Annotated in this window: 9 protein-coding genes; 1 reads left to right on the forward strand and 8 read right to left on the reverse strand. The window is 56.5% G+C overall.

Going from position 1 to position 26,822, the window contains the following annotated elements; genetic code table 11:
* Nucleotides 1–26 precede the first annotated feature (26 nt).
* Nucleotides 27–1,637 carry a DUF7507 domain-containing protein gene (locus tag AC0V6V_RS05435; protein WP_486164416.1) on the reverse strand — a complete coding sequence of 537 codons (1,611 nt, stop codon included), beginning with the start codon at nucleotides 1,635–1,637 and terminating at the stop codon, nucleotides 27–29.
* Nucleotides 1,638–2,061: 424 nt separating this feature from the next.
* Here AC0V6V_RS05435 and AC0V6V_RS05440 point away from each other — a divergent pair, with 424 nt between their 5' ends.
* Entirely contained in the window at nucleotides 2,062–2,763 is a 702-nt protein-coding gene (locus AC0V6V_RS05440) for an IS6 family transposase (protein ID WP_486166049.1), read from the forward strand.
* Nucleotides 2,764–3,029: 266 nt separating this feature from the next.
* Here the strand turns inward: AC0V6V_RS05440 and AC0V6V_RS05445 are convergent, their stop codons facing one another.
* The 7 genes from AC0V6V_RS05445 to AC0V6V_RS05475 all read right to left on the reverse strand — a co-directional run bounded on the left by AC0V6V_RS05445 (nucleotide 3,030) and on the right by AC0V6V_RS05475 (nucleotide 26,783).
* On the reverse strand, nucleotides 3,030–3,617 hold the full coding sequence (locus AC0V6V_RS05445) for a DUF6990 domain-containing protein (protein WP_486164417.1): 588 nt from the start codon (nucleotides 3,615–3,617) through the stop codon (nucleotides 3,030–3,032).
* 294 nt (nucleotides 3,618–3,911) lie between these two features.
* Nucleotides 3,912–4,307 (reverse strand): hypothetical protein, encoded by a 396-nt coding sequence (locus AC0V6V_RS05450; RefSeq protein WP_486164418.1) that lies wholly within the window; start codon nucleotides 4,305–4,307, stop codon nucleotides 3,912–3,914.
* A gap of 2 nt (nucleotides 4,308–4,309) precedes the next feature.
* Nucleotides 4,310–22,273: a two-partner secretion domain-containing protein gene (locus AC0V6V_RS05455; RefSeq protein WP_486166238.1), complete on the reverse strand. Its 17,964-nt coding sequence runs from the start codon at nucleotides 22,271–22,273 to the stop codon at nucleotides 4,310–4,312.
* A gap of 115 nt (nucleotides 22,274–22,388) precedes the next feature.
* A complete protein-coding gene (locus AC0V6V_RS05460; protein ID WP_486164421.1) occupies nucleotides 22,389–24,062 on the reverse strand; it encodes a ShlB/FhaC/HecB family hemolysin secretion/activation protein in 1,674 nt (557 codons plus the stop codon).
* A 296-nt stretch (nucleotides 24,063–24,358) separates the two neighbouring features.
* Complete coding sequence (locus AC0V6V_RS05465) at nucleotides 24,359–24,937, reverse strand: DUF5681 domain-containing protein (protein ID WP_486164422.1); 579 nt, start codon at nucleotides 24,935–24,937, stop codon at nucleotides 24,359–24,361.
* Nucleotides 24,934–25,467 carry a DUF5681 domain-containing protein gene (locus tag AC0V6V_RS05470; protein ID WP_486164423.1) on the reverse strand — a complete coding sequence of 178 codons (534 nt, stop codon included), beginning with the start codon at nucleotides 25,465–25,467 and terminating at the stop codon, nucleotides 24,934–24,936. Before AC0V6V_RS05470 ends, AC0V6V_RS05465 begins: the two co-directional genes overlap by 4 nt.
* Nucleotides 25,464–26,783 (reverse strand): site-specific DNA-methyltransferase, encoded by a 1,320-nt coding sequence (locus AC0V6V_RS05475; RefSeq protein WP_486164424.1) that lies wholly within the window; start codon nucleotides 26,781–26,783, stop codon nucleotides 25,464–25,466. Before AC0V6V_RS05475 ends, AC0V6V_RS05470 begins: the two co-directional genes overlap by 4 nt.
* Nucleotides 26,784–26,822 lie beyond the last annotated feature (39 nt).

Genomic DNA, 26,822 nt, shown 5'->3' on the forward strand with positions numbered 1-26,822 from the left:
GGTAAATAACTGTTCGAGAACGCAAATTATTGTAGATTGTCGATGTCGGCCTGTTGGACCGTATACGTTCCGGTGAATGTCACGATGTCACCGGGCGCGAGAACGCTCCAGATGCCGTCATTGGCTGTTACGTCGGTTGAATCGCCGGTCGTACCCGCGTCTGTGGTGAGTGTTTCATTCGCTGGCGTTGGAGCAGGTCCAGCGCCATTGTGAACGTCGTTCACTGTCACGCCGCGGATGATTTCATTCCCGGTGTTCGTTACCCTGTAGGTGTAGGTCACAATTTGGCCGACCGTGACGAACTCATCATCATCTGCTTCTTTCGTCATCGCAATCCCTGGTGCAGGATCGACAACGACCGTCGCCGTCGCAGTTTCACAGTTTACTGGGTTCAGCGTTTCGCAGATTTCATAGTCGAAGCTATAGGTGCCTGACGGCGTGCCAGGCAGCACATCGACTGAACCATCGTTTGTATCGAAGCTGAGCTCAGGTGGAACGCTCGATCCCGTAGCAACACCAATTGTTACATTGCTTGTTGTCGCAGGATCGGTGCCGAGAGTGTCGCCTGTCAGGACGTTTAGAACATCGGTCTCGCCGTTAAGCCCATCTACGCCCGTAACTGTATCATTTGTTGTAGCAATTTGCTGAGGCGTGACAGGGAAGCTGTAATTCGTTTCGTTGGATGTCAAAACGTTGTCTGATGTATCGCCCGTGGCAACGGCATCCGGCGAAATGGTGAAACCCGATGGCTCGGCATCGTCCATGTTGTCTTGGGTCAAAGTGTACGGGCGAGTGATAATCCAGGTTTCGCCAGGATCAAGAACACCGTCCCCATCGGTATCACCAGAATCTGGAGACGTGATGACGATCGTGCCCAGCAAATCGTCTTGGACAGTAACAGTGCCCAGAGGCCGAAGGTTACCGGCCGGGTTGCTGATTGTGTGCTGGATATCGACCGTGTCTCCGGCGCTATCCCCACCACTTCCATCAACATCATCGCGGCCTGTTACGGTTGATGCGAGTGTGATGAAGGTTTGACAGACTTCAACGCCATCGAGGAAGTTGCCTTGCGATGCCGAATCCGAGCCTTGAATTGAGGTAAAGTTCATCGTGAACGAAGTGGCGGCGGGATTTGTGACTGTGGTAAAGCTGTTCTCTACCCATGCCGAGGAGTCTGCGGAAAACGGGCCGGTGTTACCGATAGTACCCTGATCATCGGCAATTTCAGCTTCCGCGATATTGGTGAGTACGCTTGCTGGGTTGGTCGGCGGCAAGGAATTGCTTGCCCTTGCGCGGTGTGCCCAGCTTATAAAAAGTTCGGCCCCGCCTGCTGCCGTTCCGGTTTGCGAAAGTGTTGCAGGTTCGCGGGCATTCAATTCGGCAAACTGCCCCCCTTCAAACGCTGGCGTAGGAGCCGAACTTCCCGGCGCAAAATTGGACTGCCAAATTTCAATCCGACCAGAACTATCGGTCGTCGACCAACCGGGCACCTGACCTTGGAGCGTTTGAACCTGACCCGGGCTTGAACTTGGGTTGATAACTGGCTGTTCAAAACCGCCATTGATTTGGATTTGCGTCGCAATCCCGCAAGATGTCGGCGATGTTGTCTGCGCGCTGACCACCGATGGCGCAGTCATGACACTGGCACTCACCATGAGTGTCGCCAAGACTTTTCGCGACCGTTTGGGCGTGGCTGTACGAAAGTTACTCAACATTCAAAGTCCCCAATTTGATCCACTTCGGACCAGGTAATGCCACATTTTTTGAGCGAACCTGGTTAACAGTTCCATAAAAAACGTACGACTTTACGTTGTTTTACAAGTCTATAGGATCGGCCACTTCACCGACGCGATGCTGTCAATCTCATCACGACTTGTCTCGGTTTGGCGCAGCTATCCCTGATCCGGTGCTGTGTCAGGCCATTGGGGTTGCCGCTCAGCAAGGCATCTTAAGAGTGGGTATCGTAAGCCTGTCTGTCGGTGAGAAGTGGTCTAAAGGGTGCTGTCAGTTTAACGCTAATTAGTCTCCAATAATGAGATTATGGAGTCTAGATTGGTGAATATGAAGCCCCTTTCGTTCAAGCGTCATCGCTTTCCAGCTGATGCCATCCGCCAGGCCTTGTGGCTGTACTTCAGATTCACGCTGAGCTTACGCGATGTCGAGGATTTGATGGCCGAACGCGGCATTGACGTGACCTACGAAACGATCCGCTGCTGGGTGGATAAGTTTGGGCCAGCGATCGCTGCCAACATTCGAAAGAGACGTGGGCGAGTAGATTGTGTTTGGCATCTCGATGAGATGATCGTGAAAATTGGTGGCAAGAAAATGTGGATGTGGCGAGCCGTCGATAAGGAAGGCGAAGTGCTGGATGCCCTTGTCCAGAAGCGCCGTAACAAAGCAGCAGCGCTGAAATTACTCAAGAAACTGCTCAAGAGCGAAGGGTTTGTGCCGGACAAATTTGTGACGGATGGGCTGGCATCGTACGGCGCTGCCCTGAGAAAATTAGGTTGTTCTAAGCGTCATCAACCGGGTCAGCTGAAGCACAACAATCGAGCCGAAAACTCCCATCTCCCAGTGCGAAGACGGGAACGAAAGATGCAGCTGTTCAAGTCACAGGGGCAAGCACAGCGTTTCGTTTCAACCCATTCAGCCATATACAACAACTTCAACATCCAACGCTATCTCATCTCAAGAAATACAATGCGGAAGTTTAGAGATCAGGCGATGGCCGAATGGAAAGTCGCGTCCGCAGCAAATGGGTGAAGTTCGCGAATTGCGCTTCAGCGCGCCCTCAGAAAGTTAACCTGACAGTGCTCAACCCTACTCAAGGTTACATAAGTGACACATCAGCATTTGCTGTCACCCACCGCAAGCCCAGCATTTGTGCAGGTTTGCGTGGATGGACAGCGCAGGCGCCCGCAAAGGCAGAACGCAACATTATTTCCTACAAGGGGCTTACGAGACGGGTTGGGTGTAGCGCCGCGGGAGTTAAGTATACTGTCCCCGAAACTCTCCCGGAACTCAGAATCTCAAGATCGGGGTTTTGGTTTAGCGGGAAGCCAGTCTGGATCATCCAGGCGTTTTTCCGCTATCTCCAGAGCACGGTCGATATAGCCCTCGTCAATATAGGGCACGAAGTTCAAACGGTCCCCACGAGCAAAGCTCTCTCTGTAGTACTTCAGCTTTTCAATATCCGGATGGATCGCCAGTGCTGCCAGATGCCGGGCCGGCATTGCGCCTTTGGCATCCGTTGGTAGAGCACGAAGAACTGCCAATCCTGCTTCAATATCCTGGCGTTGTGCCCAATTGATCATCATGTCGCAGTAGTGTTCGACTTGATCTTTGGTTTTGAGGTCTACCTTTTCATATATATCTGTCTGCAAGACGATACTTCTCTCAGCAATTCTTTTGGGTCTACCAGAGATATAGGTCTGCGCGACATCAAAGTCATCGCGTGATAAGGTCGGACCCAGATCGACCATATTTGAGCGTAGCATCGGCAAGACCTGCAGCGTGACATCTCTCATTCTGAGGCTCGCCATCAGAGCTCCGGTCTCATCGCGCAATTTCGTCCAGCCCAGTTCAACCATACGATCGACAAAATCCTCGCGCGTCATCAATTTCCTCCTCCCTGCAAGCCTGGGAACCCCTGCTCCATGACCGGAATGCCGTTGGGGTAACCCTGATCCCGCAATCTGAGGTTGGGATCGAGTCCCAACCGTCTAGCATTTTCGCCTCTTGGATAGGCATCGCCGCTATTGATAAAGCTATAAATACGCTTCTGCCCGGTCGATAGCGACGCATTGCCGGTTTTAACCTCGATGACAACCAGACTTCCATCCGGTGCTTGCGGGACGGGTTGGGCGTAGCGCCACGGGAGTTCGGAAACAAGGAAGCCGATGTGATGCCAACTAATCCTTGGCAAATTGTGGCTTGGTTATATCTGGCGGGAGAAAGCCCAGTAGTTCCAGATCGATACGCAGCTCGCGCTGCTCTTCGTCGGGAATGCCTGCGGTTAATTCGTCAAGATCATGTTCGCGCAGCAGCTCTTCGATTTTCAAGGTCGCGTTAGTGCGTCCTGGTTCTGGGGCGAGACCTGCACAAAGAACAAGAAAAATCGTCTCGTACATTAAACGTTTGAGCGGTCCCATGTCCACACTATCATACTCCCAGTCCATAAACGCCACGCCTACATCTTCAATCGGGTGCAGCCATTCACGCTTGTCACGCAGTATGTTTTGACGCGCCATATACATCAGCTTGAAGCAGCCAATTTTAATATCATCATACGTTCTTCGCGCGGTCATTGTTATTCTCCTGTCGGTGAGGAAGAACTGGGTTCTTGTCTACCCACCCTTTTTACATTCACCGTAATATTGGGATAGCGCTTTCTAAATTGCTCTATAACCTTCAAACAACTGGTACATGGGGGAAGCTCTGTGAACAGGTTTATACTGCCACTGGCATTGGTGTTATCACCCAATTGATCCGCAATGTTATCAAGGATCTTGAATTCCGCATCGGTACTGCGGTTGATTGGGAAACCATTGGCCCCTGGAATTATGTCAGCGTCAAAATTTCCGCTTCCTCTTCCGACGAGACCGTTCCCAGCATCGTTGACTTGACTATGCGCCGCAAAACGTGTGCTCCCAATTCCTTCGATATTGACGTCCGCTACCGCGACATTGCCTTTCTGATCTGGATCCCTCAGTGGCACAGATGCGCGGATATCACTGATGCTATCTTGTGCCCTCGTCAAATCCGCTGCTTCTTGACCCGTCAACTGATCATTGAGGCGTTGTTGATTTGCCGCTGATGAAGCCGGGCCAGGATCACCATCAGCCGTATCGGCATTGTTGTTAGGTGTGTTTGACGTATCGGGTGTGTTGGGTGTGTCAACATCCGGGCTTCGCGTAGCGGCACGGATTGCTGCACGGGCGGTGAGTGCAGTGCCGCCGGTTGTAATAGCAGCCGCTGCTTCAAAGGTTGCCCGTCCTTTAATCTCGCCAAGCACCCTGGCCTGCTCATCGCTTGGAAGCGCGGCAAAGGCAGCAAGTTCAGCTGACCCAGCGCCATACACATCACTAGCGATTTCCAGCGGGGTCCGCGTCTCAAGGAAAACCGCATCCAAACCCTGTGCAATTGAGCCAAGGACGTTCAACGTCGCTGCCCCCGGATCATCAAGCGCTGTGCCCAATGCCTGAAGCGTATCAGCACCCGCCACGAGGAAGGACTCGTCAGAGGCTATCTCGACCAGAGCGGCAAAGCGACGCGCTTCGATTATAAACTCAGGTACGCCTGCGGCTCTCCAGGCTTCTTCCTGTTCATCGAGTGCTGCGCGCTCTGTTTCGGCGTCTTGCGCTGCGGAATCGCGGATTCCTTGCAAACCTTCCACGCCCGCCTGCTTGGCTTCTTCCACCGCGATGGCGATGCGAACCGCGCCTTCGCTGCCCACCAGCACATTAAACGCACTGCCCAATGCGTCGGTTAGCAGATTGCCTTCACTTGCCTCATCAATATCAGCATAGATCGCACGGCGCACTTCAGGCGTAGTATTGGCCAGCAACTCACCAATACGCTGCTCTTCAGGATTATCGGATGCAGCCAAGTTTTCAAGCAACTGCCCATCACGCTCGCGAAATTCAATTTCGTTTGTGGCAGAAACAATCGCATCAAGATTTCCACTTTGAATTGAGTCGATTACAGATTGATCCAACCCGATTTGTTCAGCCCGCTCCGTCAAATTGCCAATATATTCGCCAAGCCTTGCCTGCGCCTCTTGGCAGGCGGCATTGCTACCATCATCGGCGGCACAAACACGAACCAACCGTTCACTACCAAAAACCTCAAGCAACAAGGCGCCATTATCAGTAGCAAAATAATTCTGCCATTCCGCTTCCACCTCTTCAGGCGTCAATCCTTCAGAAGAACCAACTCTTAAGACCGTACCATTAGGCAGCGTGATCTCATTATTCTCGGTTTCGATCTGCGCGGCCTGAGTGGCGGCGGCGGCGTCGAGGCCGGCGGCGGCGGCGATACCGCCAATGATGGTCGCGACCAGGTCTACGCGGGCTTGCTGGTCGGACAGCGTCGCATCATCGATAATCCGGCCATTCTCATCCAGCTTGACCGTGCCGGGATCGTAAGTGATGCTGTCTGCGTCCAGCGCGCTGTTAATCAGCGCATTGACGACCACGCTGGCCGATGCGCCCAGAGCGGCACTACCGCAATCGCCCTGACCACCTGCTTGAGCGCCGCCGCATGCGACAATCCCTTGTAGAACAGCGCGCACGGTCTCGCTCGTCTCATTGGCCGAGACCGTGACTGTACCATCTTCATTGCGCGTTCTGGTCAGCAAGCTGTCGGCGATGTCCTTCACCTCACTCACCGCCAGCGACTGTATCACATTGACCGCAGCGGAGCGGGCCAGATCGGTCAGGCCGCCAGCGACATTGCCGCCTGCTGCGCCGTTAATGGCGGTGGCCGCGATCCGCGCAGGGGAGCCTGCACCGAACGTGTCGTTGATCGCATCTGCATCGCTGCGCAGCTTGTTGGCCCGATCGGTGTCGCCCGCCGCTTCTGCAGCGTCCGCTTCTGCGCGCAGGTCCGCCTCATCACTCGCACGATTGGCGAAGAAGGTGCTGGTCTGCTCAATCAGCTCGCGCGTTACGGCAAAGCCCTGCGCGATCTCCTCGCGCCGTGCAGCGTCAAACTGCTGCACCAATGCGCCGTCATTTGCGCCCTGTGTATCCCGGCTGATCGTCTGGGCGAGCGCTGCGCTGTCATCATCGCCGCCGGTGATCGTAATCCCGCCCGCTGCAATCGCGCTTTGCGTGGACCCTGATTGCGAGCCAGAGGCGCTCAGCGCGGATGGTGCGCCCGCAGACAGAGTGCCGCCATTACCCAGAGCAATCCCGCCCGTGCTGCCGCCAGAACGGCTCGCATCGGCTTCTTGATTGTCATTCCGGCCAGCAGAGCCACGGCTGTTATCGCCGCCGCCAAGGCCAGCAAGCGAGCCAGACAGGTTCAATGACGAGGCATCATAGCTCTCGCTGTTCTCAATATCGCTAGCGGTCAGAGTGCCCGTGGTCAGCTGATTATCAGCCGGATCCGCAGTGGAGGCAATAACCCCGCCTACCAGATCGGTGTTACCCGTTACATTGATATCAAAGCCACTTGTCCCGGCGGTAATCCCGGCCTGCTCAGCGACAGAGGCAAAGGAACCATCTTCCCGGGTCCGGCCAACCGAAACAGAACCGCCAATGCCTTGGGATTGCCGGCCGCTACCGCCCTCTGCCGAGCCAGTGTTGCCAAAGTCGGCGGAGACTGTAACGCCAATATTGCTCTGCCGCGCCTGGAAATCAGAGCTGTCTTGCAGGCTTTCAATGGCGAGCGAACCCGCATCAATCTCTACACGTTTGCCGCTTACTTGGGAACCGGTGATCTCCAGCGCATCTGGCGTCGCGATAGTGACCGTCTCGCCAGCGCCGACAATGCTCTCAATATTAGTGACATCACTGCCAGAGCTGTTGCCCTTGCCAAGATTGAGCGAGGCATTGGGGGTGATCCCTTGCGGGCTGAAGGTCACGCCGACGCTGACGCCGCTGCTGCTGTTCTTCGATTGCAGCGTGTCTATTTCTTGCGCAGCCGCAATCGTAATCGGACCCTGCGCCGCAAGCGTCAGATCGCGGCCTGCTTCAATTGTCGAGCCGGTCACGTTAATCGTGCCGTTCGCGCCTTCACCAGTCGCGATGATCGCAACATCCCCGCCGCTGATCTGCGAGCCGATGACGGTTTCATCAACAGTGTTCGTTTCGCTCTTCGACTTGGAGAAGCCAACTGAGACGGAAATGTTCGGAGCGATTTTCCCGCCAGCGAGCACATCTTTGGCGGCATCAACGGTGTTCGCCGCTGCCAATCCGCCAGTAAGACCTGCGACTGCTTTGGTCCGGTCGCTTTCACTGGTGGCTATTGCTTGCGCAGAGTCCGCGATCGCTTGAACCCCAGTGAGAACCGGAATGTTGGCAGAAGCCGTCACCCCAAAAGAGGAAGACTTGCTCTCTGTTCGTCCGATTGAGACGTCGGTAGCGTTGGTGATCTCGACGCTTTCGCCAAGCAGCGCGACTGATCCAGGTGCCGCAACCTGACTGCCGACGATGGATAGTGCTTCACCCGCACTGATTGTAACATCGCCAGTGGCTGAACCGATCAACGAACCGAGGTTGGTTGTCGCGGTGTTTTCTGAGGTATTGCGATTTTTCGATACTCCCAAGAACAGGCCGCTGCCGCTGATTGACAGACCAGACTTCTTCACCTTGACGCTCTGATTGGTCACATCCACCGTCGCCAGCGTTCCGATATCGATCGCGCCTAGAGCGGACAGATCGACATCATTGGTCGCAACGATGTTGCTACCGCGCACGTTGATATCACCGCCCGCGTTGACGACAACTTGATTGCCTTCAAGGGTGGACGCGATGGCCGTTTCGTCGATGATGTTGGTGGTCGTCGTGGTCTTCTTGGACGAGAGGAAGCCGGACTTCTTCTTGCGAACCGTGCTGTCCTGTGTTGCCACATCAATGACACCAGTGATGTTCACATTATTGGCACCAATAGCCGCAATGCCCCCAGCCGCCAGATTAGCGCCGACGATATCGACGTCGCCAGGTGTAGTGACGACCAGATTGCCGCCAGCGCTCAATTCGGCAAGCTGATTGGTAACGGTGGTTTCGCTGGAGCGTGTTTTTGTCTTGCGGATATGTGTGCGCAAGTCGCTACTGCTGGTCGATTGAGCGGCCTCCAGTGTCACGTCGCCGCCTGCATCAATGGCCAAATTGCCAATGGCCGCAATTTGCGAGCCGGTTACGCTCAGCTGATCACCAGCCGAGATCGACAGATCTCCGCCAACGGCCACTGTTGAGCCGACAAATTGCGTCGTTTCCGTGGTGATCTCACCATTGTTGCGCCGATTGCCGAACAGCTTCTTGCGGTCTAGGTTCCATGCTTCGCTTGAGCTGCTGCTTTCGTTCGTGCCGGTAATATCGACATTACGACCCGCCTGAAGCACAGCATCACCGCCAGCACCAACGGTTGCAGAAACCACATTAATGTCGCGTTGGGCATTCAGCAGCAGATTGTTTTCTGCGACGACTGATCCACCAGTGACAGTGGTTTGGCTGCTAGTGCTGCTCTCAAAACGGCGCTTACTCAGGCTTGTGTAAGAACTGTCGCTGGTCGTCTCAGTAACCGGCACGATCGAAATGTCGCGGCCAGCGGACAGCAGAATGTCCCCACCTGCGATAGAAGACGCACCGTTATTGATAATATCTCGAGCAGCACTGGCGATGACGGTGCCCCCGCGAATGAGGCCGCCTTCTGAATTAACGATGTCATTGCCTGCTGTGAGGCTGACGACATTACGCGCCGAGATTTGTCCGGTATTGCGAATGTCGCCAGCAATATTGGCAACCACATTAGTGCCGGCAATGAGATGGCCGTTTTCAAGCGATTTCTGATCGCTGGCAGCGAGATACAGCACTGGTACAAGAACATCGCGGCCGTTGAGGTCAACATTCACCCACCAGACCAGGCTGGATGTCAGGTTCTCAAGTTGATCGTTGGTAAGTGCAATGCCCAGCTCAAGGCCAAGCGCGGCCTGCTGATCTACTGCCGACTGCATTAGCGCTTCGGCCTGTTCCAGAGCGCTGCCATATTGTGGAAGCTGCGCCTGATTGGTTGCTTCCTGTACTTGTTGACTGATCAACTGCGTTTCAAAGAAACCATCACCAAGCCTTACGAAATTGGTTTCGCGGTCGATGTTCAGTTGGTCGAAGAAGAAATCGCTGTCGAATAGGCCTGCAAGATCGCCGAAGCCTCGGTTGGTGGTGAACAGCACATCCGCGTCCGGCGCATCATTGAAAGTGAACAGGCCGTTCCCATTGGCGAAGCCGAAGCCGCCATTGTCGTCCACAAGATCGAACTGGCCCAGGAAGCCGAGAAGAAAATCGCCTGCCAATCCATCGACGCCAAGAATGGAATTGATTGCAATGCCGCCAAACCCGTCGAGCACCATCGCTTCAGACGCCGACTGGCCGGTAGCAAGCATGCCAGCGTCGATCTGACCGAGAGTCATTACCCCGGTTTGAGACAGGTCCGCCATATCCGCTGACAGAATGTCCACCGCACCTGCCTGAGGGGTGGCAGCTGTAATCAACACCGCAACCGGATTGTTGCTTTCTGCTGCGCCCTGAATTGTACCGCTAACTCCTGCGGTAGCGCCCAGAGCATCATTGGCAATAAGCGCCATTGATGTGCCCGAAACGTCAGCCTGTCCGGCAAGACCGCCAGTTGCAGATCGGTCACCAATGCTCTCGGGAGCGGTAGTCGTCACACCTAGCGGGATCTGATTTGCGCCGCTGGTCGCGAGCGATACCGCATCTGGACCCACATTCCCGATGCCGCTGACATTGGCGATATTGACCAAGGCAGCTTCCGCCACGGTGTTGCCAGTCGCGCTCCCGCCAGCAGCAACAGCGTTGGTGCCCCCTGTGAACGCCTGAGCACCCTGGCCATTGGTTTCGGTTGATCCAACTGCCCCGCCACCCAGCGCGCCGCCAATTGTCGGTGCCATGTTGCCAAGCGCTGTCACCGCGCCCGCACCATTGCCAGCGATTGCCGCTGCCTCACCGCTCACAAGCGGGTTAGTTTGGCCAGTAAAGTCAGGGCGGTTCCCCTGCGCGCTCACAGCAGGTACGGACGTATCAGGCGAGGTATCGCCTCCGCCAGCAACCGTTGTGCCTTGAACAACTGTGCCATTGCCCAGTTCATTGGCCGTGATGGTGACTGTACCACCCGCCTGAATGATGGTGGGTAGCGGAACCTCTTCGGTCACAGTTTCCTGACCGGTTACTTGTCGCTCAATGAGACGGTAGCGAGTTTGTATTGCTGGCAGAGGTGCGTTGAAGCAAGAACCCGGTACGTATCCAGGATATTGAGCGACTTCGGCGCATGATATGAATGCGTCTTCGACGTACGCCACCTCGACGTCCTCAATGATATCGCGCAACATCGTTTGTGTAAGCGTGCTAGCTACATTGTTCAGCGTGCCGGTGGTAATCGCAATGTTCCGGCCAGCGAGAATTGAGCTATTGCTATTCGTGACCGCGCCAGTTGCGCCGCCATTGATTGTTACATCACGCGCCGCGATGATTTGCGAGGCTCCAGAGCTTTGAGTAACTGAGTCATTGCCAGAGCCATCAGGTGTGATCACCAGATTTTTAATCCGGTTGGTGACATTGCCACTGTTAATCGCAACGTCGCCAGCCAGCGCCTCGATGCGGGCGCTGTCATTGAGCAGCTCTATCGCGCTCAGCGTGATATTCCCGAAAGCAGACAGGATCAGGCCTTCGTCATTGTGGATCAGCCCGCCAGCATCCACCGACAGATCGTCACCGGCAAACAAAGTGCCTGTATTGATCACATCGCCAGTGGTATTGAGCGTGAGATCGAAGCCCGCACCGATAAGGCCGCTATTGGTGATGTTGGGCGCATCGATCAGCAAGCTACCGTTGGCCACAAATGCGCCAGTGTTATTGAGGTCTACGGCCTGGAAAATGCCCAGCGACCCCGCAGATACATTGCCATCATTCACAAGGCCGAACTGGTCAGCCTGAGTGATTACAGTACCGGCGGCAGTGATACTTCCGCTGGCCCGGTTTGTTATGGTGGAGTTTGCGCTTCTTAGGACAACCGACCCGGTTGAGAAGATGGTTCCGTCATTGCTCAGTGAGCCAATGGTTTGCAGGTCGATATTCGCCGTCGCACCCTGATTGCGGTCCAGCGAAATAGCCTGAGCATTGCCCAGTGTCTCAATCTGTCCGCTGCTCAAGATAGTGATGGAGTTTCCAGCATTGGCCGCAACGCGCCGACCCGATTGGATCAGCCCGCCGACAATGAGATCACGGCCTGCATCGAGAGCAATAAGGTCGCCCGCTGCGACAGTGCCTTGCGCGGTGATGTCTGTCGCGGCGATAGCGATGCTGGTGTCGGACACAAGCAGACCAGTTTCGCTGATCAGAGCAGTGCTATTGCTGTTAGCTCCTGTGGTAGAGGTTATGGCAATCGCGCCGCCTGCTTGGACGCTGCCGGACAATGCAAAGGCGAGGAGGCCCGCATCTGGCGTGGTGAACTGAGCACCGTTGTTGATGGTCAGTGTGCCCGCGGCGAACACATCGCCCGCAACATACTGATTGAAAGCTGTAATGCTAGCATCCCCGCCAGCGTATAGATATCCGCGATTGCCCGCCGAGCTCTCGACAATAAATCCGCCTAGCACATTGAGGGATACGTCGCCGCCAGCTGCCACGAAGCCGGTATCTTCAATCGTCAGACTGATGGGTGTTCCAGTTACGTCTGGAACAGGCAAACCGAACGAGCCCGCATTGCTAAAATCGATCGTACCCAGCTGGTATGACTGGGTTGCAATCATCAGATCGCCCTCAGCAAAAATCAGCCCGCCGATCGTAGTCGCGCCGCCCGAAAGGTCGATATTGTTGCTGGCCACGACTTCACCATTGATGGTGGTGGTGAGGCCGGTATTGCCCGCAGCGCCTGTGTAACTGAGCGTGACATTGCCCTCACCAAGTGCAGCGCTGATCGCTTCGATTCGTCCGGTAGCGCCGACAATCAGGGAGCTCGCATAATCTGCGGTCACCGCATCACTTGCGGAAATCAAGCCATCGACCGACAGGTTGGAAACGCGATTGAGCGTCACGTCACCGCCGAGGGCTTGCAGCGACCCGGCACTGCCCAGCGTCAGGTCTGCGTTCGCTGCGAGACCGCTATTAAAGGCGATGCCACCATCGGCAATGACGGCGCCATTGATAGCTGCATTTGTGGCTGCGCTAAGTGTGATATCGCCTAGCGCGCGCAATACCCCGCCATCGACATTCAGGCTGGTAGATGACGCGCTGATATCTCCGCCATCGACACGGCCACCAACCACGATGGTTTGACCCGCCGCGGTGCCCGTAGACAGATCAACCGCGGTCAAACCAACGACATTGCCGCTAATATCGATCGAGCCGCTGCTGGCGTTGATATCGACTGTAGCCCGGCTCGCCAGATCGCCTGCGATGTTGACATTTTGCGCTGCGAGAACCGCGTTGTCAGCAGCATAAAGACTGCCGCTATTCACAACCGTGATCGCGCCATTGGCTGCCGAAACAGAAAGCGCACCTGTGCCATCGGACCCTGCGTCTACGGAGCCGCCAATGGTGATATTGCCATTGCTGGCCGAGAGCGAGACATCGCCATTGGCAAGAACATCACCTGTCGCGGTGATGGCGCGCCCGGCAATAAGAACATTGTCACCAGCCAAGGCGCTGCCAGAGATAGCCACCAAGCCATTGGCGCTTTGCACATCGATGTTCGCATTGCTTTGCAACGCGCCGTCGATGGTCACGCCGTCGCGCGCGGTGATAGTCGCATCGCCGGCCGATTGAATTGTGCCGTTTGAAGTGATGGACTGCACCGCGCCTGTATTGGCGGTAAGGGTCAGCGCGCCCAGCGTTCTCACAACGCTGCTATTGTCAAAGATGAAAGAGCCGCCCGAAATCGCCAGAGCCCCAGCGCTTTCGATTGTCCCCGCGACCGCGCCCCCTGACGCAGAGGCAATCGCCACACCGCCATTGATCGAGGCCAGTGCACCTGCTTGGCTGAAGCTATTGGTTGTAATGTCGATGGCATCGGCTGCGACAACATCACCCACAAGATCGAGCGAACCAGTCGTGACCAAGTTTAAGCCGCCGCCGACTTCGAGTGCGCCAGTTGCAGCAACCACACCCGTGGCTACATTGATATCGGCATTGCCGATTGAGCGCAGAGTTCCCGCTATGTGAAAACTCTGGATATCGAGATCGAGCGCCCCATCTGACTGCAACAGCCCACCGCTACTGATGGCAAGGTTGGCTCCCGCACGGTTGAGCGCAATAAAGCCATCGCTAACGACTTGGCCGCCGATAGTGATCACGTCACTCTCAAGGTTCAGACCGGTCGTGCCTTGCGCGTACACTGCGCCATTTAGATCCAGTTGCGCGCCTGAAAGGCCGAGCTGTCCCCCCGCTGCAAAGATGGTCCCGATATTGCTCAGTGTTTGGCCGCTGGTGAGTGAAACCGTGTTCGTCGCGGCAATGGTGCCTGCATTTGTCAGATCGCCAGCCGCCCTGACGGTGACACCCGAGAGCTCACTGCGCAGGGCGCTACTCGCATCAATCTGAACGAGCCCGCTGGCCGCATTTGCCGTGACTGCGCCGCTAGCATTCACTTCCCCGGTGATTGAGACCGAGCCAGCTGCGCTCAGGTCAACGCGTCCATCGGTCAGGATCTGACCGCTGGTGATCCCGCCGCTCGCGGTTGTGATGGCGACATCGCCAAGCGACTCGATGCCCAAGGCGTTGCCTGAACCATTAACGCCATTGCCGAGATTGATGAAGTCGATCGCTGCATCCGCCGAGAGGGTGCCCGTGGTCGCAACTCGGGCCGGTGTGCCGAGCGTGATTGAGCCATTGCTGGCGATCAGACCGATGCCGAAACCAGCATCATTGCCAGCCAGGATCGAGCCATCCACAGTAATGTCATCACGTGCCGATAGCCTTGTATCAAGAGCGCTGCTGATCGCCCCGGTAGCATTAAGAGCAATGGTGCCCGTCGCTGCATCCATCTCGACCGTACGGCCCGAAACTGCGCCATCAAGTGCGAGGTTACCGACATTGATCGTAACATCATTCGCGCTTCGGACGGTGCCGGTGATGAGACCGTTTGCACCAGCCAGATCAAGCGCGCCATTCGCCTCCAGCACGCCGCCAATGGTGAGATTACCGCCAGAGTTAAGGCTTAGAGTTTCACCTGCGCTGACAAGCCCACCAGCGGTTTGGACAAAGTCACCGGCACGGCGCAAAGTGATCGAGCGATTGGTCGCAACTGTTCCGCCAATGGTGAGCGCTGCGCCGCTGTCGATCACCATCGCATTGTCGCTGAGCACGCTGCCGCTGAGCGTTACTCCCAGCCCAAGTATATCCACCGCTCCAGCGGATGAAATAATACCAGCCAGATCAACGCTACCATTGCCATCTATCCGGGTTGTGCCGCCCGCAAAAAGGCTACCTAGAGCGGATTGCGTGATATCAGTCCCGGCAAGCGACAGCGCGGCGTTGGTCTCAATGGTTCCGTCGAGATCAAGATTGCCGAGCGCCGCGACCGAAATCGCACCGGCTGATGCGATCAACCCGCCAAGGGAAGCGGCACCTGCGCTGTCCAACGTGATGGAGGTAGCTGACAGCATTTCGCTGGTGTCCGCAGCATCAAGCACACTGACGTTGAGGAGCAGCGCGTCTTGCGATGACAGCAGGCCAGTGAGATTGAGATTATCAGCGGTCAGCGACAACGCATCTGCGGTGCGGATGCCGCCGGAGATAGTCGTCGCTCCGCCAGTAAGGGTAACCGCCTGCAAGGCTGTGAGGTCGCCGCCAATATCGAGAGCGCTACCAGCAACGGCGCTCAATCCACCAGCCGCCGACACACTGCCACCAAGGGTAAGGTCAGTGTCCGCATCAAGCGTGACATCGGCATTGCTTTCAATCCGTCCGAGCACATTCTGATTGGCTGCCGTTACAGTGATCGCGCCATTCGCGCTCAGCGTTGACGCAGAGCCGAGGGTGAAGTCGCCCGACGTATCAAAGATTTGCGTCAGGTCTGAAAAGATCAGCCCGTCAGCCTGCACATTGCGACCCGTAAGGCTCGCCGAGCCACCAGAAATCAACTGGCCTGACTGGGTAATATCGCGGAACTGTGCATCGATATTACCAGCGGCAGAAACCACACCTGCCAGTGAGAGATCATCAGTCAGTGTAAAATTAATCGTTCCGCCCGACAGTGTCTCTCCAGCCAAATTGCCAGATGCCGCAGCAATCGTGATGGCGCTGAGCGCCTCCAATCCAGTATCCGCCGCCGCAACAATCGCGCCATCGCTCGACAAATCGAGAGTATCGCCGCTCACGATTGAGCCGGTGCCCGCTAGGTTAATCCCGCTAATGCCCGATAGCGTTGTGTCGCCCAATGCGAGCACGCCGCCATCGATCTGCAAGACGTCGCTCGCCGTCAGGGTGAGCGCAATACCGCTTTGTACACTGCCGCTATCGGTGATCGTGATCGCCCGTCCGGTCGCATCGAAGCCGGCCTGGCCAACTAGAATTCCCGCAATAGAAATGTCGCGCGCATCGAGATTGATCGCGCCGCCCGAAAAGACGTTGCCTGTGAGAGCCAGGTCACCTGCTGTGCTGATAGAAAAATCGTCACCCGATGCGAGAGTGCCAGTGTTATTGAGCGCGCCAACAAAGCTCAAATTGAGGGCGTTGTCGCTGCTGATAACGCCCGTATTGGTTATGTCAGATGCAGAAGTGACTGTGAGCTCGCCAATCGTGGCCAATGTGGCCGGATCTGCGCCCGCCAGCGTCTCAACATTGACTGACCCTGCCGAGATGACACCTTCTGAAAGGCCGGTCAGACGCCCGGCTACATCGAGCGCGCCGGGTGTAGTCACGTTTAGCAAGCCATTGGCCGCAACCGAACCAGCAATGCCGATCTGCGCGGCGTTCAATTCCGTGCGGCCAGCGCCCTCGATACTTCCGCCAACAGACAGCAGGTTGTCGCTGCTGATCAGCAAGTCACCGTTGCTGCCAGCCAGGCCGTCAATGGTGATGTCGCCCATGGCGAAAAGGGTTTGCGCGCCGCCTGAGAGCAGCTCGCCTGAGCCCGCGATCGTGAGGTCTTGCCGCGCTTCAACGGTCAGAGTTAAGTCCGACTGAATACCGCCCGAGAGCGATAGATTCTGTCCGGTGATGGTCAGGTCTTCGCCCGCGAGAACCCTACCGCTGAGGCTACTGTCGTCCGAGCTTGTGAGAGCGATCGCAGCGTTGGTTTGAATGAGGCCAGCCAGATCAATGGCACCCGCATCAATGGTGATGTTTGCATTGCTCAGGATTTCTCCCGCTACGCCGCCAGCAAGGCCACCGGCAACCGATATTGCAATCGTGTCAAGCGCAGCCACACCCCCATCAAGCGATGCGCTGTCGGCTGTGATGCCAATCGCGTTGTCAGACTGGAGCGTACCAGAAAGCAGCAGATTACTCGCCGCCACCGCATCTACGTTGCCAACCGCAAAGAGATTGCCGGAAAGGTCAATGTCGCCCGCTGTTGCGCTAATCTGCGCCATGCCATTGGAGACAACATCTGCCGCAATTGCGATTTCGCCAGCCGTGAGCGCAAGGTCGCCCGTGGCTTCGATATTGCCGGTGACGTCAATCAGCCCGCCAGCGTCTACTGACAAAGTATCACCTGCCGTCAGGGCACCGCTGATCGCTGCATCGCCGATAGCATTGAGGGTCAGTTCACCCACCGATATCACGCGCGAGCCAAGCGCAACTGAACCTGCTGCATCAATCGTGGTGGCGCCGCCGCTCAGCAATTCGCCTGATGCGCCAGTGCTGAGATCCGTGACGGCCAGCGACACGCCGCCCATTCCCAAAACGCTGCCTGCAACGGACAGATTTCTGGCTGTGGCATCGAGCGCCCGAGCCGTCTCGATAGTGCCAGGAACCGAGATGTCTTCGGTCGTCGTAATGCTAATTGCGTCGGCAGAAACGAGTTCGCCAGCATTGCTCAAATTGACAGCCGAAAGCGCGATTGCCCCATCCGCGTAAATGGTGCCGAGATTGTCGAAAGACGCGGCGCTGTCTGCTGTCAGTGCCGCATTCGTGACCAATTGCGCAGTGGCGCCAAGCGCAATCGCTCCTGCAGAGACATCAACCGCATCGACCACCGAAACGCTGCCATCAATCACAACCTCATTGAGCGCGGTGACAGTGAGGCCCGAGAGGCTGACGCTTGTCCCATCGATCAGGACTGAGCCGCCGTGCCAGTGCTGTGGGCCGCCGCTCTGGACCGTACCTGTGCTAACCAAAGCACCGCCACTTTCCAGACTGATGCCCAGTTGGCTTGATACGACACCTGCATTGCTGAGTGTGCCCGAGCTCAGCAAGGACACATCGCCGTCGCTGCTCAGCTGAGCAGTGCCTGTGACCGTAATCGTATCGAGCGCTGCTACGTCCAGCGCGCCAGCACTTTGAACGAGCCCTGCCAGGCTGATTGCGGCTGCTTCAAGTGCAAGATCGCCGCCAACCGACTGCTGCCCTGCAAGCGAGAGCGTTTGCCCCGCAGCGACGCTCAGATTTCCGTCGCTTTGCAGGATGCCGGGGCTGGTAAAGTCTGCGCCTGATGCCAGGGTCAGACTGTCCGAACTGGCAATCGCGCCATTGGTGACAAAATCACTGGCGGTGCTGATCACCGCGTCACCCACGGCAAAGATAGTCCCGTCATTGACGAGAGAGCTCAGGTCCAGTGACAGGCTCGATCCGCTGGTGAGGCCCGCGTTGCTGCCGATAGCCAGGGCAGATCCATGTGAGGCACTAACGCCCGCTATGCCCAGCACATTGCCGCTTATGCCGATAGTGTCCGCCAACAGGGCAAGGTGAGCGTTGCTCTCAACTGATCCGGCAAGGGTTAGGTTGCCCGCCGACGCAAGTGTAATGTCGCCTTGCGCAGCTAGAGAGCCTGAGTAGTCGATGCCGCCAGCAGCCGCATCAACCAGAAGGTCAGCATTGCTGGTGATCGCGCCTGCGCCAGTTAGGGCATTGGCGGTGAGCAGAACGGCACCATCGGCCAGGAGCTGACCATCTTGAACCAGAAGACCCTGCGCGGAAATAGAGCCCGCTGCGCCCAGCGTAATCGTGGCATCGGTCAGCAAATCGTTGCCGACGTCCAAAGTGGCAACATCAACGGACACAAGCGAACCGGAAAGGCTTGCGGAACCAGTTGTGCTCAGTGCGAATAGGCCGCCGCTTTGCACATCACTCGATGCCGCAAATTCCAGCGTGTCGGCGCTCATGGAAATGCCCGTGCCGCCGATAACACTGCCGGAGTTCCGGACACCGCCAGTGGCCGTGATAGTGAGATCTTCAACGCTTTGAAGGATCGCCGCGTTATTGAGTTCACCAACAGTAAGGCGCAGCGTATTCGCATTGAAAAGGCCGTCCAGATTGGCCGTGCCATTAGCTGATACCGCGATGTCGCCATTGGCAATAAGACGGCTGTCGCTACTTGTGTCTAGCAACGCTGTATCGACCACAATCGAGCCAGCACTTTCAACAGTGCCATCAATAGTGATCGCTGAAACGGTATTAAGCGAGATCGACTGGCCAGCGTTAAGATCGCCGCTAACAGTGAGGGTGTCGGCGCTGATATCGAGCGTGCTGTTGGTGGCGAGCAAACCGGAAAGCTCGGCATTCTCTGCATCCACCGACACAGCGCCAAGGGCGGTGACAACGCCGTCCAACACTGCGCTATCGCCCGCAACCAGCGAAAGACTGTCATTCGAGGCAATCACTCCGCTGTTTGTCAAATCAGTGGCAGCGATTGCGACTCGTCCACCCGCCAAAATGCTGCCGGTATTATCGAGCGCTGTATCTACAGTGATCGTCAGTGCGCCGTCCGCAATCAGATCGCCAGCGAGAGATGCCATTTCAGCTTGCAGGGACAAAGCACCGCCAGCTTGCAACGCGCCGTTACCACCAAACGCGCCCAGGACCGTCAGATCGAGAGCCCCGTCCGAGGTAATCTGGCCAAGGTTCTGAAAATCGCCATTGATCGCCAGTGACAGCGCCTCTCCGGCAAAAAGAAGACCAGCATTGTCGAACTGATCGATATCAAGCGTGATCGCCTGGGCAGACAAAAGCGCGGCATTTTCATTGATTGCCAGTCGATCAAGGTCATTGCTGGTGATTGGGCCAAGCGCACTCACGGTGCCATTTACAAGCAGCGAGCGGGCGGCGAAATCAATCCCGTCATTGCTCTGTACAGTGCCGCCTACGGTCACTTGATCGGCGGCAAGCGTAACTGCGCCGTTGGCCGAGATTGTTCCATAGTTGGATAGCGTGCCGGCGGCAGTCAGCGATCCTGAAGCGCCAAACGCGATGTCCGCGTTCTGAGCAAGATTGCCAGCTGTCTGGAGGGTTGCATCCCCAATCGAGAGGATATTGCCGGACAGTGTGAGGTCGTTATCGGTAGCGATGGACAGCGCCCCGCCGCTTTGCAGCTCGCTGCTTTCAGCAAGAGCGAGTGCCGATGCGTTCAGCACGAGGTTTTCGACAGCGAAAACACCCCCGCTGTTGGCGATGCTGTCCGCACCGATTTCAACATTGCGGCCGCTTAGCGTGCCCGAAATATCCACGAAGTCCTGCGCCGTAATCACGAGGGCATCATTCGTGGCGATAAAGCCTGCAATGTCGGTTTGCGTGCTGCCTAGGCCAATTGTGCCGTTGGCCTGCAATTCGCCTACCACCGAGAGGTTCTCGCTCGCGGTTAGCGTCGCCTCGCCGCCAACCGAAGTGACACCTGCAAGTGCAATATTTGTGGCCGCGAGATCGAAATTGCCATCGGCCACTTGCACCGAGTCAGCCTGACTAACAATGCCGGTCGCGCTCTGCATCGACAAATCGCCACTGGTCGAAATCTGACCTGAAAGAGCCACATCAGCGGCCATAAGATCGACATTGCCAACGGCTGCAACAGCGCCGCCAAGATTGGCCGTGCCATCGGTTTCGAGCGCAATCGCGCCATTTGCGCTGATAACACCGTCAGAAGACAGCGCCGCTGCCGCATCAAGCACAATATCGCTACCCGAAAGCACAGCTCCGGCATTGCTCAGCTGACCTGTGGTCGTAAGGGCTACCTCTCCAACACCGAGCAGAGTGCCCGCATTGGCAATACTATCTGCACTGCCATTCAGAATGCCGTTTGTCTGAGCCGATGCGCCGTCAGCAATATCAAGAGATGTGCCTGCGCTAATCGAGATAGATTCGAGTCCGATCGCATCGCCGGTAAGGGCGATGGTATCGCCGGAAATCGCGAGATTGCCATTGCCGGTGACTGCGCCCGCAAGGGTGATTTGATTGCCTGTCAGCGTCAGATCACTCTGCGATTGCAACTGGCCACTGATCGCCAAGTCGCCATCCGCGCTCAGCGCCAACGTGTTGGCAGACAATATGGCATTCTGACCAAAATCAATTTCGCCTGCGTCGACTACGGCGGCACCCGTTGCGAGAATCCGAGTCGCATTGACCGTAAGCGCCCCGCCAGCGGAGATATTCAGCGCGCTTGTTCCATCGAGCTGACCTGATGGGTTGAGGCCTGCGTAAAGCCCTTGAGCTGCCAGATCAGTATTGCCGCCAGAAACAAGCGCAATGTTGCCGCCAGCACCAACAAAACCGCCGCGTTGGGCAATATTGTCCCCGGCATTCAGCGTTAGATTACCTGCGCCATAGAGGCGCTCATCAATCGTGATGTTGCCGTCTGTCGACCTTAATTCCACGTCACCAGCACTAACCGCATTGCGCACAGCGATCGTTCCATCAGCAGTGATCTCAAGCGGGCCTTCCAGAGCTGTCAGCGTGCCACGAAGATTGATCCCTACACCATCACCGGTGCCGATCAGGCGAATACGGTTAGCAAACATGCCGCCCAGCAGGCTGGAATCGATCACTACTCGGGGCTGGCCAGTGCCGTTGCCGGATGCGGTGCGAGCATCATAGTCAAATTCGCCATTCCCTGCCGCGATCACGAGATCTTGAGCGAACAAATCGGCGTTGAGGCTGCTTGACGCAGTAACAATATCGAAAAAGTCAACATTTCCGGCCAGCAAACCGTCACCTTCGATAAGCACGTCGCCGCGAGACGTCACAAATCCCGCAAACGATCCGTTCTCATCAAAGGTAATTCGACCCGTAGAAAGAGAGACACGATTGATATTGATAAAGCCACAGCCATTGCACGTGATGCCTGCTTCATTTGCCAAAACAAATGCGGCGGTCGGTCCAAAAATCTCGATCGGCCCAAACAGGTCGGAACGGCTCGAGCTCACCACCTCGCTCAGAATGAGCGATGCATTGTCGCTGTTGCGCAGATTGGGGTTGGCAAGCAGTTGGCCACCGAGCGCAGTAGTGCCAATCTGTTTGCTGTTGTTGAGAATCAACCCTTCACGATTGACATTAAATCGGTCAAAACGGTTGTAGGATGTGCCGTTATCATCGGGGGTCGCGATGTTGACAATAGGTGTGCCAGTTGGAGTGACATCCAGAGTAGTGGAGTCATCAGCAGGGGCCACGGGCGGAACCGCAATTGGGTCATTTGTTGACTGCGCGCTGAGACTAGCGCCCAATCCAAGCACAAGCCCCATGGCAGTTGTTGTTTTGAGAAACTTCATTGGTTTGTGGCCCTGTTCAAATTCCAAGCCGCGCCGAGAACGCGAGTTCGACGTCTTTCCGCTCGACAAAGGCAGGTGCGCTCAGCGGTCGCGATGCAGAAAACTCCAAGCTGACCCAGCGGCTCGCATAGCGCAGGCCCAGGGTCGCAGAGTGGAGGAAGCCGCGCTCAAAACTGTCTTCGCCGCGGTTGAATATGCCGCCCGCGTCGTAGCCGACATAAGTCGACAAACGTCCCTCCCAGTCAGCGTTGTCAGCAAAGGTAGTAATCACAGGCACTTCGGCTTGCTGACGCACGGTGATGCCGCTGCGCCCGCTCAATCCGTCATCGCGAAAGCCGCGCACGGTTGAGCTGCCGCCCAGGTTGAAACGGTTTGCAGAGAACACGGCGTCCAACGCCGTTTGCCCGCGTGCGAAAGCCGAATAGCCAACTCGCAGATTGCCGATTTGAAACGGCTGGCGATAGCCGAGCGAGGCGTCGAGCACGGTAAACGTCAGCCCCGGTCCGCTAGGTCCAGTATCTGCGGCATTGGCACCCAGAACATCGAGCCCGCGCGTGATCCCCGCACCCGCAGTCAGCAGGCCGCGTTTGAGGCGCTGTTGTAGGCGCGCATCGACTGACCCAGTTGCCAAGCGAAATGAGCTGGTTGACAGGCGAATGCCCTGAATGCGGTTTTCAGTGTCGGTGACGGCCAGCGTTGCAGAAATGGACGCTTTTGTGTCAGCGTCACGGTAGACTAAGCGGTCGAGGGTGGCGGATGCGTTCCAGCTATCGCCATCGCTCACAAAGCTTTGGCCGTTAGCATCAAGCACGCTTTCGTATTCGAACCGTCCGGCATTGGCGCTGAGCGTCCAATAGCCATAGGGCACTGATACAAAGCCACCGAACCCCTTGCTCCCCCGGTTACGATCATCCTCAACAGATCGGGTCACATACAAAGACCAGAAGTCGGCAACTCCAAGAATGTTGTCGGCATCAAGGCCGATATTGCCCTGTATTCTGCCTGTTGCGATTGAACCGTCGTTATTCGCAGATACGGATGGACGAAGGATCGGCGCGACCGCTTGTCGTGCTACTTTGACAGCGCTTGTGCCGGGCAAGTTTCCCGGTTCGATGTCGATCTTTGCCTCGTAAGAAGGCAGCCGCGCGAGCTGGTCAACGCCTTGCTCAAGATCACGCAGGTTGAGCAAGGCGTTTTTGCGGCTTGGGAAGGCCGCGTCCAAAGCAGCATCGCCATATCCATTGGCCTCTGCATCGCCAATGCCATCAAGCGTGCCCTCAACCACGGTTATGTCGAGCACGCCATCATTCAGGTCTTGCGGGCCGACCACTGCGCGCGAGGTGATGTAACCATCCTCGATATAGGTGTTGGTTATGACGCGGAGAGCTTCGTTGATCGTGCCAAGGCTGGTGCAATCGCTGACCAGCTTGGCCAGTTCGCTGGACAATTGCGCCTCATCGTAAATCGTCATGCCGACGATGTTGACTTGGGTAACGGCGATGCACTGTTCGTTGTCGTCAGTCGCAACGCCCGGCTGAATAATTGCTTGTCCAGAGGGCGCCGTTTGTTGCCGCTCAAGTAAATCCTGCTCGCGCGCTCTCTGACGCTCCAATTCGCGTTCTTGCAGCCGCTCGGCCTCGCGCACAACCGCGTCCGGCTGCGCCTGCGCAAAGGCTGGCCCTGAAAACAAAAAAAGCGCGCCAACCGGCACCAAAATCCCAACAAAACGCACAACGACCTCGAACTACTTTTGCAAGTCGAGCTATGCCGTTTTCAGTCTAAGAATTCGTAAATAGTTTTACGTGGATCCGTGTTTACCTGGTGTAAGCTATAAGGAACTGGATCGGCCCCTGTCATATCTCGGACTTCTCGGCGTCTGTGTGCAGCCTGCCAGCTATGAAGATGGTACTGTGTGTCCAAGGCGGACCGCCTCTTGAAGGTTTCAAGTCCCCTACCTTTATCGCGTCTCCAGCGCAAAGCTGCCGTTCACTCAGTGACCGTCCACCACTCTGGCCAGTTCACTTTGTGCCGCATGCGGGGGCAGTTCCACACTTCGTGTTGTTCAGCCTCAGTAAGTTGCCGGTCGCCCAGCCTCGCAAGTGCAGCCTCGACCGCCCAGGGATTGATTTCCCAACGCACACGGTCTTTGTCAGTCGGGTACTTCTTGATTGCAATGCCAAGCGTCCGCAGAACGCACTCGATCTGCATTGGAACAATCACGATCTTCGTGATCCCAATGCCTTCCGCGTCTGCGTTCTTTGCGCGCGCAGTTTCGAGGGCAGCCAGTGATGAACGCATCGCCGTGCTGTCTCCGGCTAACCCTTTCTGCGTGAGCTGAAGGATAAAAGCCTCCGCTGCTGTAATGCGGCGCTCGCGTCCATCTTCACGTACCGTGACCATTTGCCCTAGAACATGATCGTATGGGATTTCTGAGTTGCGCTTACCCTTGGGCCGTCCTTTGGGATTGCCGGACTGGCCTTTCTTGAACCGAGTGGCGCTCGGCGGTTTGCCGTAACCGTTTGGCGCAGATGTTTTACCTTGGTCTTCATTCTTGAACCGGCTCATATCCCGCGTCCTCGCGGCCAGCGCAGCTTGTCAGAATCCTTGGTGAAGAACTTTATGTCGTTCAGATCCTTCGTTTCTAGCTGGCGCTTACCCGACTGGCTCAACCCAGCTTGAGCAGCCCAGCTCGTCACTTTCATGCGCGATTCTGCATCATCACTTTGGCTTGGCTCGGGCTCAATCAGGCCAAAGATAATTAAAGCCTCGCGTGCATTGTCAGAGCTTTGTTCATGCACCGTGCTGACTCGCCCAGCGGCCGGTTTGTTGCGTTTAACAAGCGCCGCCTCGCGTTTCTCGATCATCTTTAGAACTTGGCGGATAGCCATTTTACTGCCGCCCAGCGCTGCCTGATAGGTTTGTAGCTGCAGTGCTTCATCGACGGTCAGCTCGCGTTCCTTGCCATTTTGATTGACGGTCAGAACCTTGTCGAACACGATATCGAACGCAGAAACATTGGGGCGGCGCTTCTTCGGCCTGCCTGCGGGGTTGCCGGACTGGCCTTTCTTAAAGCGAGTATCACCGCCCCGGCTCATTCAGCAGCCTCTTGCGCGCTGACCTCATCTCCCGAACGGTGGACCAGCTGCGGCTCTTTACCCGTGATCTGCGACCAGCGCGTCATCGCCACATCAACATAGGATGGATCGATATCGAGCCCGCGGAACGCGCGTCCAACCCGCTCAGATGCGATCAAGCTAGTGCCGGAACCAAGGAAGATATCCAGTACCAGTTCGCCTTGGCGGGTGACGTCACAGATCGCGTCGGCAACCATTGCGACAGACTTTACCGTGGGATGCAGCTCCAGGTCCTCACGCCGCGACCCGCGCATCGAATTGACCGAAGCGTAATCCCAGACATTGGTGCGGTTGCGGCCGTGTTTGCCGAGCTCCACCGCGTTAGTGTGCGGCGCATCGCCCACCCGGTAGACAAACACCATCTCGTGTTTGGAGCGGTAGAGCGATCCCATCCCGGCATTGCTCTTGTTCCATACGCAGATGTTGAGCAGCTTGTTGTAAACCTCGGCAACCGACGCGGTAACATCATCCATATGGCGCCAATCCATGCAGACAAAATGCACAGCTCCTTCTCGCGATACCTTGGCGCAGGCACCCAGCGTATCACTGAGGAATGTGCGGAACTCATTCTCGCTCATCTCGCCCGATGCCATCGCAAACTCACGGTGGCGGCCTGCTGCGTTGACATGGCCATTGACCTTTACATTGTAAGGCGGGTCCAGGAACGCGCAGTCGATCTTAGCGCCCTCACCAACCAGCTGGGACAGGAACTCTGTGTCGCGGCCATCGCCGCAGCCAATGCGGTGTTCGCCCAGCTGCCAGATATCGCCCATCTGAACCCGCGGCGCACTGGGCACTTCTGGAATAACCTCATCATCCGGATCCGGGCTATCCGCCAGCACGACGTCGATCTCGCCCGAACTGAAGCCTGTAAGACCCAGATCAATATCGATCTCAGGCATGGAGAGCTCGGCAAGTTCGAGCTTGAGGATCTCCATATCCCAGCCAGCATTGAGAGCAATCTTGTTGTCAGCGATCCGCAGTGCCTTTTTCTGCGCTTCGGATAGCCCGCCAAGTTCTATGACTGGAACTTCGGCAAGCCCCAAGTCTTTGGCTGCTCGCAATCGGCCATGGCCTGCAATGAGATTGTCTTGCTCATCGGTAAGGACCGGGTTGGTAAACCCAAATGCCTTTATTGAAGCGACAATCTGTTCGATCTGCTTCTTGGAATGCGTGCGCGCATTGCGGGGGTCAGGGGTCAGCTCTGAGAGGGCCTTGTAGACCACTTCGAGCGGGCGATCGGCAGTAGGGGCTGCCTCTGTTGGTGATGTTGTCATGCTGAAAATATATAGGAACAAAGTAGGTACCCAAAGGGG

Source organism: Erythrobacter sp. S249 (assembly GCF_057364975.1).